The sequence below is a fragment of the Stenotrophomonas sp. 2694 genome (assembly GCF_040548715.1).
In the GTDB taxonomy this organism is placed as follows: domain Bacteria; phylum Pseudomonadota; class Gammaproteobacteria; order Xanthomonadales; family Xanthomonadaceae; genus Stenotrophomonas; species Stenotrophomonas indicatrix.
Genome location: NZ_JBEPSG010000023.1, coordinates 56,071 through 67,806 on the forward strand (window position 1 = coordinate 56,071; position 11,736 = coordinate 67,806).

Sequence of the window (11,736 nt, forward strand, 5' to 3'; positions counted from 1 at the left end):
TACTGTGCATCCAGCTGCGCCGGGTAGATCCACGCCATGCGTGGATGATCCATGGGCTTCACGTGCATGCCGACCAAGGTCGGCCTCTACCAGGTCATTCGCTCTGCGACAGGAACACCCAGAAAGGGACGTCGCGGCCTACCCAGTCACGGCTGGCTTCATCCAGGATGTCCAGCAGCGTGTCGAACTCCTTGCCTGCACCGGCGCGCAGGGCATCGACGTCGGCCAGGAACAGCGCATAGCCATGGGCCGGCAGCCATTGCAGGTCGCGCAGGTTGTCAGACAGGGCGTCCCAGTTGCCGCCGAAGCCGGCAGGGAAATCAAGCTGGGCGGCCAGCCGCGCCAGCAGGGTGCGCTTGTCGCCCACGCCATCCAGGTCGATCCGGATCACCTTCAGGTCGGCATCGCGCATCGCTGCCGACAGCGCGCTGATATCGGAGCTGTCGATCGCGTAGACGCCGGCATTGTTGATGTCATGCAGGCCGAGGCCGAAATCATCGTGGCTCATGGGCGTTCTCCGGAGGGCGGTACGGTGAAGCTGCGGAACGATTCGTAGTGATCATCGGTGTAGTACCAGGCATCGGGCGGGTTGCCACCGGTGACGATGCGCCGCGCGCCGCGGTTGCCTGCACCGGGCGTGTCGACGGTGTACTCGCGGTAGTAGCCACGCGGGCGCTGTGGCAGCTGTTGTTCGCGGTTGCCGAAGGTGCTGCCGTCCTGCCGATGCGGGAACGGGCCGCCGCGCTGGATCAGTGCGATGGTCTGGCGGGCCTCGGCCGGAAGGAAGCCGGGCAGGCCGCTGTCGCTGTTGCTGCGCAGCGCCGATGCGTTGGCCGCCGGAGTGCCCTGCAGGTCGGGGGCGAACTGCGGCGGCGGCGGCCGCTGCAGGAAATGATTGACGACCAGGCCGAGCAGCAGCAGGACGATGGCAGTGATCAACAGCCGGGGGTTGCGCATGGGCAGGAGCAGGCAAGGGTGGCGCGCCCACTGTAGCGCCTGCGCGCTGCACCCTGCATGAGGGCGCGCGCCGCGTCACCGCTGCGTAACAATTGCCGGCATGCTCACCTGCAGGACGCAATTTCCTTTACATCCCCCTTGGTAATCTGGCGGCCTGTCCCCATCATTCACCGCGCAACGCCCGACACCGTCGGGTGCCCTCGCAATCAGGAGATGCATCATGGCCTACACCCTGCCCAAGCTGTCCTACGCCTACGACGCGCTGGAACCGCATATCGATGCGGCGACGATGGAAATCCATCACACCAAGCATCACCAGACCTACATCAACAACGTCAACGCGGCGCTGGAAGGCACCGAGTACGCTGACCTGCCGGTCGAAGAACTGGTGAAGAAGCTGAAGTCGCTGCCCGAGAACCTGCAGGGTCCGGTGCGCAACAACGGTGGCGGCCATGCCAACCACTCGCTGTTCTGGACCGTGATGGCTCCGAATGCTGGCGGCAACCCGGTGGGCGACGTGGCCAAGGCCATCGACAAGGACCTGGGCGGCTTCGACAAGTTCAAGGACGCCTTCACCAAGGCTGCGCTGACCCGTTTCGGCAGCGGCTGGGCATGGCTGAGCGTGACCCCGGACAAGAAGGTCGTGGTCGAGAGCACCGGCAACCAGGACAGCCCGCTGATGGAAGGCAACACCCCCATCCTCGGCCTTGACGTGTGGGAACACGCGTACTACCTGAAGTACCAGAACCGTCGTCCGGAATACATCGGCGCGTTCTTCAACGTCATCGACTGGAACGAAGTCGAGCGCCGTTACCAGGAAGCGATCGCCTGAGAACGGTAGCGCCGGGCCATGCCCGGCGGCTTCAACAGAAGGCCGGGGGAGACCCCGGCCTTTTTTTTTTGCGCATCGGTAGTGCCGGCCGCTGGCCGGCAACCTCATGGCTCTCATTCGGTGGTGGCAGCCACGTCCTGCAGCCGCAGCGTCGCCATCACGCCCAGGCGCAGGCCGGGCAGGTCGCCATCGGCGGGCAGCATGATCGCCTGCTGGCGGATGCCGCCGAAGTGCTTGACCTGGAACAGCACATCCAGCCCATGGCCACTGGCGCCGCCGCCGCTGGCCGCCGGTGCGCCGGGATTGCGCCGGGCCGGCTGGAAGCCGGGGGTGCTGCGCACCAGCTCGACGGTGCTTGCGGAAAAATCCCCGGCGATCAGGCTCGGCATGCCCTCGGCCGTGGCGCCGATCCAGGTCATCAGGTCGCTGGTCTGATGTTGTCGGGCCGTGGCCTCATCCGGCTCCGGCCGCAGGCGCGCGACGTAGACGTTGACGTCGTTGTCGCCCAGCCGCAGGCGCATCATGCCGGCGGCACTGAAGGTGCCCGGCGGATGCAGCAGGGTGACGCCGTCCTCGCTGACCGGCAGCCGGCTGAGCATCGCGTTGCCATGCCGGACCGGCTGGCTCGGCGGGTCTGCGGTGACGAAATCGCAGCTGTAGCGCAGCCGGCTGGCCAACCAGCAGGCCGGGTTGCGCCCTTGCTGCTGCAGGACCTGCTGCACCGAGATCACATCCGGCTGCAGATCGGTCAGCAGCTGCAGCACCTGTTCGCGGCGCTGCTTCCATTGCCCTTCATCACGGCTGGGCAGTTCCAGCGCGGCGACGGTCAATTGCCGCACCTCCGTGGCAAGGCCGGCGGCCGGCGGCGCCTGCGGTCGTGCCAATGCAGGCACGGCCAGCATGAGGGCAAGGCAGCTGGACAGGATGCGGGCAAAGGGGAGGGGGCGCATAACGATAAGTTTACGCTTTTGCCGTGCAGGTTCCGTGACTTCCGGCAGGGCCGCACATGCCTGCCATGCTTTGGCGCGCCTGTCATGCAGCCCTGCAGCGTGCTTCGCACGCACAGGTTCCGGTACTCTTGCGCCTTTCGTTTTGCAGGAATGCCTTACAGGATGAGCCACGACGCAGTCGCCCCCATCGCCGGCCAGGGAAAGATGCCGCGCCAGATCCCGTACATCATCGGCAATGAGGCCTGCGAGCGGTTCAGTTTCTACGGGATGCGCAACATCCTGGTGCAGTTCCTGATCACCTCCCTGCTGCTGCAGGAAATCACAGCCGAAGGCCGTGCCGGTGAAGCCAAGGACATCATGCACAGCTTCATGATCGGCGTGTATTTCTTCCCGCTGCTCGGTGGCTGGCTGGCCGACAAGTTCTTCGGCAAGTACCACACCATCCTGTGGTTCAGCCTGGTCTACTGCATGGGCCATCTGTGCCTTGCGCTGTTCGAGGGCAGCCGTGGCGGCTTCTTCCTCGGCCTGGGCCTGATCGCGCTGGGCGCCGGTGGCATCAAGCCGCTGGTGGCCTCGTTCATGGGCGACCAGTTCGACCAGAGCAACAAGCACCTGGCCAAGATCGTCTTCGACGCCTTCTACTGGATCATCAACTTCGGCTCGTTGTTCGCCTCGCTGCTGATCCCGCTGGTGCTGAAGAACTGGGGCCCGCAGTGGGCGTTCGGTATTCCGGGCATCCTGATGTTCATCGCCACCTTCGTGTTCTGGCTGGGCCGCAAGCGCTACGTGCTGGTGCCGTTGCCGCCCAAGGACCCGCATTCGTTCGCCAATGTGGTGCGCACCGCGCTGACCACGCGGGTGGCCGGCCAGGGCCGTCCGGGCCTGGTGATCGCCGTGCTCGGCCTGGTGCTGGCGGTGGCCTCGTTCGGCCTGGTCGGCTCGCTCGGCATCGTGATCTGCCTGTGCCTGGCGCTGGTCTCGATCCTGGCGGGCATCGGTGGTGGCACCTGGCTGCAGCTGGACCGCGCGCGTGGCCAGCATCCGGCCGAAGCCGTGGAAGGCGTGCGCTCGGTGCTGCGCGTGCTGGTGATCTTCGCCCTGACCACGCCGTTCTTCTCGCTGTTCGACCAGAAAGCCTCGACCTGGGTGCTGCAGGGCCAGCAGATGCAGATGCCGAGCTGGTTCACCGCCTCGCAGATGCAGGCGCTGAACCCGCTGCTGGTGATGATCCTGATTCCGTTCAACAACCTGGTGCTGTACCCGGCCCTGCGCCGCTTCGGTTTCGAGCCCACTGCGCTGCGCCGGATGACCGCCGGCATCGCTTTCAGCGGCCTGGCCTGGATCGTGGTGGGTGGCATCCAGGTGGTGATGGATGGCGGCAATGCGATGTCGATCTTCTGGCAGATGCTGCCGTACGCGCTGCTGACCTTCGGTGAGGTGCTGGTCTCGGCCACCGGCCTGGAGTTCGCCTACAGCCAGGCCCCGCAGGCGATGAAGGGCGTGGTGATGAGCTTCTGGAACCTGACCACCACCATCGGCAACCTGTGGGTGCTGCTGTCCAATGCGGCCGTACGCAACGAGACGGTGACCCACCAGATCGCGGGGACCGGGTTGAGCGAGGCGGCATTCCTGATGTTCTTCTTCGCCGGCTTCGCCTTCATCGCGGCGTTGGCCTTTGGTTGGTATGCACGACGCTATCGTATGGTCGACAACTACCGCACCGCCTGAGCCTGACATGACCCCCGTCAATCTGCTGTTGATCGCCATCACCGCCATCCTGTCGTGGATGGCGTTCAACAACCGCAAGCTGGCCGACCGCCTGATCCTGTGGCCGCCGGCGGTGGATCGCCACCGCCAGTACGACCGCCTGATCACCTACGGCTTCATCCATGCCGACTGGTCGCACCTGATCTTCAACATGATCACCCTGTTCTTCTTCGGGGGGTTCATCGAGAGCGTGATGGTGCAGCTGACCGGCAGCTACCTGGTCTATCCGGCGTTCTACGTCGGTGCGTTGCTGGTCTCGATCCTGCCCAGCTACCTGAAGAACCAGAAGAACCCGAATTACCTCAGCCTCGGTGCGTCCGGGGCGGTGTCGGCGGTGCTGTTCGCCTTCATCCTGATCAAGCCGTGGTCGATCATCCTGGTGTTCTTCATCCCGGCGCCGGCGATCGTCTATGCCGCGTTCTACGTCGGCTACAGCATCTGGATGGACAAGCGCGGTGGCGATCGCATCAACCACAGCGCGCACCTGGCCGGTGCGGCGTTCGGCGTGATCTTCATGCTGGCCATGCAGCCGAGCATCTTCAGTCACTTCCTGCGCGAACTGTCCAACCCGACCTTCCGCCTCGGCGGCGGCTGAGGGCGGCCGGGGTCGGATCCACTGGATCCGACCCCCGGGGCTGCGGCCCCGCTCCGGGTCAGGCCCGGGTCTGCTGACCGTAGGTATCGAGCAGGCGGGAGAAGACTTCCTCGCCGATGCTCTGGAACGCCTGGTCTTCGGTCTGTCCCTCCACGGCCAGTTGCAGCAGGCCCTCCAGCAGGGCGTGATCGGTATCGGTTTGGGAATCGCTGGGGTGCATCACGGGCCTCCACGGCAGATCGCTTGGTCAGCTGTCGCAAGGGGCATGCCAGGCTGGCGCACCCCTGCAGAGGGGTTAGCGGCCGGTTGGCCTGAAGCTTGAGGGCAACAACTGACGCAACGGGCGCAGACTTGTCCCTGTTCAGACTTCACGCGATCATGGCGCCCGCGTGCGCACCATCCACGCAGTCGCCGCAGGAGACAGTCCCATGGCTTCGGTCACGCCCCCCGGTCTGGCTTACGAGGTCGAACACGATCAGGTCAACCACCGTTTTACCGCCCGTGTGCGTGGGCAGGTGGCACTGTTGGAGTACCAGATCAAGCGCAGGCGGATGGTCATCACCCATACCGAAGTGCCCGAGCCGATCGCCGGCCGCGGCATTGCCGGTGAGCTGACCCGGGTCGCACTGCGTTTCGCCCGTGAGCAGAAGTACAAGGTGGTGCCGGCATGTGCCTATGCCGAGGCCTTCCTGCAGCGGCACGAGGAGTACCACGATCTGCTTGTGGGCTGAATCCAGCGGGCCACCCTTCAGCCAGGGCAGGCGATGATGCATGAACATGAACAGGGGATCCCGATGAAGATTGGAAACAACCGGCCACTGCACGCCAGCGTGCTGGCCGGCGCTATGGGCGTGCTGTTGCTGGCCGGTTGCCAGCGCGAGAACGAGGCGGCCCCGGCCACCGATGCCGCACCTGCGGCCGAAACCACCGGCACCGCCGAGGCACCCGCGGCGGAAGCGCCGTTGGATCTGCGCGATGTGATCGAGAACAACGAACGTGAAGTGGTCGGCATCAGCTACCCGGCGGGCATCGATCGTTATCCGGGCCTGGCACGCGCGCTGCAGGCCTATGCCACCTCCGCCCGCAGCGATCTGCAGCAGGCGCTGGACGGGCTGGGCAACGACAAGCCGACCATGCCCTATGAGCTGTCGCTGAGCTTCGAGAAGCTGCTGGAGACGCCGCAGCTGGTGGTGGTCAGTGCCGACGGCAGCCGCTACACCGGCGGCGCCCATGGCGAACCGCTGGTTGCTCGTTTCGTGTGGCTGCCCGCGCAGCAGCAGATGCTGAGCGCCGAGAAGCTGGTGGCCGATGCCAAGGGATGGAAAGCGATCAGCGATTTCGTCGCCGACCAGCTGCGCGAGCGTGTGGCCACCCGCCTCAGCGGCGAGGACATGGACCCGTCGCAGCTGCAGGAATCGCTGCGCAATGCCTCGCGGATGATCGCCGACGGCACCGGTCCGCAGGCCGACAACTTCAGCCAGTTCCAGCCGCTGACCGACGACAAGGGACAGATCACCGCGCTGCGCTTCGTGTTCCCGCCCTACCAGGTGGGTCCATACTCGGACGGCACCCAGACCGCCGATGTGCCGGCTTCGGTGTTGTTGCCACACGTGGCCAAGGACTACGTGGAGCTGTTCGCACGCGGGTAACCGTAGACGAGGAGGTGACGTGGATACAGGGTTGCAGGAGCGGGTCACCGGCCTGCTCCACGAGGCCGGGGTCCAGATCGATGGAACCCGGCCGCAGGATATCCAGGTGCATGACCCGCGTTTCTTCGCGCGGGTCATCGCGCACGGGTCACTCGGCCTGGGCGAGAGCTACATGGACGGCTGGTGGGATGCCAACGTCCTCGACGAGTTCCTGTACCACCTGATGCAGGCGCACCTGGACGAACGGGTGCACGGCTGGCGCGAGGTGGCCGACGCCTTGAAGGCGCGCCTGTTCAACCTGCAGTCCGGGGCGGGCAGCTACGAAGTCGGCCGCCGCCACTATGACCTTGGCAATGACCTGTACCAGGCGATGCTTGGCCAGCGCCTGGTCTACAGCTGTGGTTACTGGCGCAATGCCGACGATCTGGATGGCGCGCAGGAAGCCAAGCTGGACCTGGTGTGCCGCAAGCTGGGGCTGCGTCCCGGGCAACGCGTGCTCGACATCGGCTGCGGTTGGGGCGAGGCGCTGAAGTTCGCCGCCGAACGATACGGTGTCAGTGGCGTGGGCATCACCATCTCGCAGGAGCAGGCCGACTTCGCCCGCAAGCTGTGCGCTGGCCTGCCGATCGAGATCCGGTTGCAGGACTATCGCGAACTTGATGAACCTTTCGATGCGATCTTTTCGATCGGCATGTTCGAACACGTGGGCGACAAGAACTACCGCAGCTTTTTCGACGTGGCCCGGCGCTGCCTCTCGCCGCGGGGACTGCTGCTGTTGCATACCATCGGCAGCAACATTTCGCGTCACCGCACCGATCCGTGGATCGCCCGCTACATCTTTCCCAATTCGATGCTGCCGTCGGCGGTGCAGATCAGCCGGGCGTTCGAAGGGCGCTTCGTGCTGGAGGACTGGCACAACTTCGGTACCGACTACGACCTGACGCTGCAAGCCTGGCGGCGCAACGTGGAAGCGGCGTGGCCGCGGCTGGACGCGCGCTATGACGAACATTTCCGGCGCATGTGGCGTTTCTATCTGGCCGGATCGATGGCCAGCTTCCGCTGCCGGCATGCGCAGCTGTGGCAGCTGGTGCTGTCGCCGGAGGGCGTGCCCGGGGGATATGTAGCGCCGCGGTGATCGCCGGCGGAGGCGCGCAACCGCAGCAGCCCGCCGTCTTGCCGGGCTGCTGCGCCATCACCCTTGCGTCAGTTGGCGACGGTGTAGACGTATCCCAACGACGTGTTGGCCGTGTCGGTTCGGGCTCTGACCTTGAAGTGCATCGGCGGCAGATTGCGTCCGCTCATGCGGCATTCCTCGAGCTCATCGACCTTGCAGGTGAACTGCGTTTCGGTGGGTTCAAAGCCCATGCCAATGTAGATGTCCAGGTCGGGATTGGCGCGCAGCTTGGTCGTCGTGTACCGGTTTGCCTTGGGCTTGACGACGCCGGAAATGCTCTCGCCCTCCATCAGCGTCACATTGATGCCGGCCGTGCGGGATCCGCCCGGAGCGGTCTGCAGGTTCCACGACAGACAGACCGCATCTGCCGGATCGTTGCAGGCAACCTCCTGCGTGTCGTACGCACGTCCTGCAGCCATGGCCTGGGATGCAGAAAAGATTGCGATGCCAGCCAGCACGCTGGCAGGCAGCAAGGGAGCTTTGAAGCGCATTTTCATGTTTTTTCACAACGGGAAGTCAGGACGATTGACTGGCGTTCGCACCTCCTGTGCTCGCCTCCCTCCGTGGTCGGTCGGGGCCGAGTGGGCCACAAGCGGCACCGCGCGTTCTGGGGCCACTGTCAAATTTCGTCGTGGAATGATCTTCTCCTGACAACTCCATTTGATTTGCGACAAGCGGTGTCGCGAACTGCTGTATCTGGCTGAATGAGGGGTATATGACGCGGCCATCTTCTTGCACCTACGTCATGGCAAGAGGCGAATGCGACAGCGGGTAAAAGGCCAGCATCGGCAATGCGCCAGGTCTGCCCCCGGCGAAAAAAAACCGCCCGGTCTCCCGGGCGGTTTTCGTTTCACGCTATGCGGTGCCGACGATCAGTTGCCGGTGCCGGTCAGGCCACGCTTTTCCAGCAGCGGTTCGATCTGCGGCTCGTGGCCGGCAAAATCGCGGAACAGCTGCATCGCATCCACGCTGCCACCCTTGGACAGCAGGGTCGCGCGGAAGTGGTCGCCGTTCTTGCGGCTCAGGCCGCCGTTGTCGCGGAACCACTTCTGGGTGTTGGCGTCGAGCACTTCCGACCAGATGTAGGCGTAGTAGCCGGCCGAGTAGCCGCCCATGATGTGGCTGAAATACGGGGTCTTGTAGCGCGGCGGAACCGGCGCATAGTAGATGCCGTCCTTCTCCAGCGCGGCGCGCTCGAAGGCCATCACGTCCTTGGCGGCCGGGACCTGGTCCGGGCCGATCTGGTGCCAGCGCTGGTCGAGCATGGCGGCGCCCAGGTACTCGGTGGTGGCAAAGCCCTGGTTGAACTTGGCCGCGGCCAGCACCTTGTCCAGCAGTGCCTGCGGCATTGCCGAGCCGTTCTGGTAGTGCTTGGCGTAGTTCTTCAGGATGGCCGGATTGTCGGCCCACATCTCGTTGACCTGCGAGGGGAACTCGACGAAGTCGCGCGGCACCGCGGTGCCCGAGAAGTACGGATACTTCACGTTCGAGAACATGCCGTGCAGGGCATGGCCGAACTCGTGGAAGGTGGTGCTCACTTCATCCCAGGTCAGCAGGGTCGGCTGGCCGGCCGGCGGCTTGGGGATGTTCAGGTGATTGGCCACCACCGGCTTGAAACCGGTCAGCTTGGACTGCGAGACGTACGAGTTCATCCACGCACCGCCGCGCTTGGAGGCGCGTGCGTACGGGTCGAAGATGAAGATCGCCAGCTGGCTGCCGTCGGCATCGAACACGTCATAGACGGTGACGTCATCGTGGTAGACCGGCAGGTCGGTGCGCTGCTTGAACGTCAGGCCGAATTCCTGGTTGGCGGCGAAGAACACGCCGTTCTCCAGCACGTTCTTCATCTCGAAGTACGGCTTCAGCTGTGATTCGTCGAAGTTGTACTTGGCCTGGCGCACCTTCTCGCTGTAGAAGGCCCAGTCCCACGGCTCCAGCTTGAAGGTCGGCTTGCCGGCGGCCTTCTGTTCCTGGTCGATCATTGCCTGCAGGTCGGCGGCTTCGCGCTTGGCGTTGGCCACCGCGGCCGGGGCCAGCTTGCCCAGCATCGCATTGACCGCTTCAGGGGTCTTGGCGGTCTGGTTGGTCAGGTTGTAGGCGGCGAAGTTGGCAAAGCCCATCAGCTTGGCCTTGTCGGCGCGCAGCTGCATGATGCGCGCGACCAGCGCGGTGTTGTCGAACTCACCGCCGCGGCTGCCGCGGGTGGTGGACGCTTCGTAGATCTTCTGGCGCAGGGCACGGTTGGCCAGGTTGGTCAGCGGCGGCTGGCCGGTGGTGTTGAGCAGGGTGATCACGTACTTGCCGTCCAGGCCACGGGCCTTGGCGGCTTCGGCGGCAGCGGCGATCTGCTCCTTGGACAGGCCGTCCAGTTCCTTGACGTCGTTGACGGTGATCGCCGAAGCGTTCACTTCCGACTGCACGTTCTGGCTGAACTTGGTGCCGAGGTTGGCCAGCTCGGCGTTCATTTCCTTCAGCTTGGTCTTGTCGGCCTCGGACAGCTTGGCGCCGGCGCGCACGTAGTTGTCGTAGTACTTCTCGACCAGGCGCACGCCTTCAGCGTCCAAGCCCAGGGTGGTGCGGCTGTCATACAGCGCCTGGATGCGTGCGAACAGCTTGCCGTTCAGCGCGATCGCATCGCTGTGCGCGGCGAACTTCGCCGAATAGTCGGCCTGCAGCTTCTTGCGGGTGTCGTTGGTGTCGGCGCCGACCAGGCTGAAGAACACGGTGGTCGCGCGGTCCAGGGTGTCACCGCTCTTTTCCAGGGCGATGATGGTGTTGTCGAAGGTCGGCTTGGCCTTGGTGTTGGCGATCGCCTCCACTTCCTTCAGCTGCTGCGCCATGCCGGCGTCGAAGGCCGGGGCGAAGTCGCTGTCCTTGATCTTGTCGAACTGCGGGAAATGCAGCGGCAGCGGGCTGTCGGCGAAGAACGGATTGGCCTGCTGGGCATTGGTAGCGGTGGCCGGGGCGGCGGCGCTGGCCGAATAGGCGGGCAGGGCAAGGCCGAGGGTCATGGCCACGGCAAGGGCAAGGCGGGTGGTCAAGGTCGATACTCCGGTAAGGCAAACAAGGGCCCGAGGGTAACCCGGCCCGGCGCGCCCGCACTTGTGTCAAAAGGCATGTTGGCAAAGCCACCCCGCAGCAGGGCCACCCCTTGGGTGGCTGCCCGGGTACCATGCAATCACCGCCCACGGCCATCCGCCATGACCACTGCCTACGATTTCAGCTTCCGTGACCTTGAAGGCCAGCCGCAGGCGTTGGCGCAGTACCAGGGCCGTCCGCTGCTGCTGGTCAACGTGGCCAGCCGCTGTGGCTTTACCCCGCAGTACACCGGGTTGGAACAGCTGTGGCAGGACTATCGTGATCGCGGTCTGGTGGTGATCGGATTTCCCTGCAACCAGTTCGGCGCGCAGGAGCCGGGCGATGCCGCGCAGATCCGCCAGTTCTGTTCGATCGATTACCCGGTCAGCTTCCCGCTGTCGCAGAAGATCGAGGTCAATGGCGAGGGTGCCGACCCGCTGTGGGCATGGCTGTCTCATGAGAAGCGCGGGTTGCTGGGTATCGCCCGCATCAAGTGGAACTTCAGCAAGTTCCTGGTCGATCGCCAGGGCCAGGTGGTGGATCGCTATGCGCCGACCACCAAGCCGGAGCAGCTGCGCGGCGGCATCGAGGCGCTGCTTTGACCGGTAGCGGCGGGGCCGGGCCCCCCGGCCCCCCCCCCCCCCCCCGCCGCGGCCCGCCCCCCCCCCCGGGGTTGTGGGACGACCCGCCCCCCGACCACGAAGGGGCCCCGGGGCCCCCCCCGCCGGCGCGGG

Annotated in this window: 13 protein-coding genes; 7 read left to right on the forward strand and 6 right to left on the reverse strand. The window is 65.1% G+C overall.

What is annotated here, in order from left to right; translation table 11 throughout:
- Nucleotides 1-94 precede the first annotated feature (94 nt).
- A complete protein-coding gene (locus tag ABIA73_RS18760) occupies nt 95-508 on the reverse strand; it encodes a barstar family protein (RefSeq protein WP_025876732.1) in 414 nt (137 codons plus the stop codon).
- Entirely contained in the window at nt 505-957 is a 453-nt protein-coding gene (locus ABIA73_RS18765; protein WP_354276153.1) for a guanyl-specific ribonuclease, read from the reverse strand. The genes ABIA73_RS18760 and ABIA73_RS18765 overlap by 4 nt, the downstream gene beginning before the upstream one ends.
- Nucleotides 958-1,177: 220 nt before the next feature.
- On the opposite strand from ABIA73_RS18765, the gene ABIA73_RS18770 reads away from it, so the two are divergent.
- Nucleotides 1,178-1,789 (forward strand): superoxide dismutase, encoded by a 612-nt coding sequence (locus ABIA73_RS18770; protein ID WP_005410310.1) that lies wholly within the window; start codon nt 1,178-1,180, stop codon nt 1,787-1,789.
- A 113-nt stretch (nt 1,790-1,902) separates the two neighbouring features.
- Here ABIA73_RS18770 and ABIA73_RS18775 read toward each other — a convergent pair whose 3' ends face one another.
- Nucleotides 1,903-2,739: an endonuclease/exonuclease/phosphatase family protein gene (locus ABIA73_RS18775; RefSeq protein ID WP_025876740.1), complete on the reverse strand. Its 837-nt coding sequence runs from the start codon at nt 2,737-2,739 to the stop codon at nt 1,903-1,905.
- Between the two features lie 162 nt (nt 2,740-2,901).
- On the opposite strand from ABIA73_RS18775, the gene ABIA73_RS18780 reads away from it, so the two are divergent.
- Both ABIA73_RS18780 and ABIA73_RS18785 read left to right on the forward strand, forming a co-directional pair.
- Nucleotides 2,902-4,467, forward strand: a complete 1,566-nt coding sequence (locus ABIA73_RS18780; protein WP_025876741.1) for a POT-type proton-dependent oligopeptide transporter — start codon at nt 2,902-2,904, stop codon at nt 4,465-4,467.
- A 7-nt stretch (nt 4,468-4,474) separates the two neighbouring features.
- Nucleotides 4,475-5,101, forward strand: a complete 627-nt coding sequence (locus tag ABIA73_RS18785) for a rhomboid family intramembrane serine protease (protein ID WP_025876742.1) — start codon at nt 4,475-4,477, stop codon at nt 5,099-5,101.
- 58 nt (nt 5,102-5,159) lie between these two features.
- Here ABIA73_RS18785 and ABIA73_RS18790 read toward each other — a convergent pair whose 3' ends face one another.
- A complete protein-coding gene (locus ABIA73_RS18790; RefSeq protein ID WP_167552091.1) occupies nt 5,160-5,321 on the reverse strand; it encodes a hypothetical protein in 162 nt (53 codons plus the stop codon).
- Nucleotides 5,322-5,529: 208 nt separating this feature from the next.
- On the opposite strand from ABIA73_RS18790, the gene ABIA73_RS18795 reads away from it, so the two are divergent.
- Genes ABIA73_RS18795 through cfa form a run of 3 tightly spaced genes read left to right on the forward strand, consistent with a single transcriptional unit; the run spans nt 5,530 to nt 7,885 of the window.
- Nucleotides 5,530-5,832 (forward strand): GNAT family N-acetyltransferase, encoded by a 303-nt coding sequence (locus tag ABIA73_RS18795; RefSeq protein ID WP_025876743.1) that lies wholly within the window; start codon nt 5,530-5,532, stop codon nt 5,830-5,832.
- Nucleotides 5,833-5,868: 36 nt separating this feature from the next.
- Nucleotides 5,869-6,750 carry a DUF3298 and DUF4163 domain-containing protein gene (locus ABIA73_RS18800; protein WP_105165031.1) on the forward strand — a complete coding sequence of 294 codons (882 nt, stop codon included), beginning with the start codon at nt 5,869-5,871 and terminating at the stop codon, nt 6,748-6,750.
- A gap of 19 nt (nt 6,751-6,769) precedes the next feature.
- Nucleotides 6,770-7,885 carry a cyclopropane fatty acyl phospholipid synthase gene (gene cfa, locus ABIA73_RS18805; RefSeq protein ID WP_059064639.1) on the forward strand — a complete coding sequence of 372 codons (1,116 nt, stop codon included), beginning with the start codon at nt 6,770-6,772 and terminating at the stop codon, nt 7,883-7,885.
- Nucleotides 7,886-7,953: 68 nt separating this feature from the next.
- Here cfa and ABIA73_RS18810 read toward each other — a convergent pair whose 3' ends face one another.
- Nucleotides 7,954-8,421 carry a hypothetical protein gene (locus ABIA73_RS18810; protein ID WP_354276154.1) on the reverse strand — a complete coding sequence of 156 codons (468 nt, stop codon included), beginning with the start codon at nt 8,419-8,421 and terminating at the stop codon, nt 7,954-7,956.
- A 375-nt stretch (nt 8,422-8,796) separates the two neighbouring features.
- Entirely contained in the window at nt 8,797-10,965 is a 2,169-nt protein-coding gene (locus ABIA73_RS18815; RefSeq protein WP_025876748.1) for a M3 family metallopeptidase, read from the reverse strand.
- A 159-nt stretch (nt 10,966-11,124) separates the two neighbouring features.
- On the opposite strand from ABIA73_RS18815, the gene ABIA73_RS18820 reads away from it, so the two are divergent.
- The gene (locus ABIA73_RS18820) at nt 11,125-11,604 is read left to right on the forward strand and encodes a glutathione peroxidase (RefSeq protein ID WP_025876749.1); all 480 of its coding nucleotides are present in this window, start codon (nt 11,125-11,127) and stop codon (nt 11,602-11,604) included.
- The last annotated feature ends 132 nt before the right edge of the window (nt 11,605-11,736 follow it).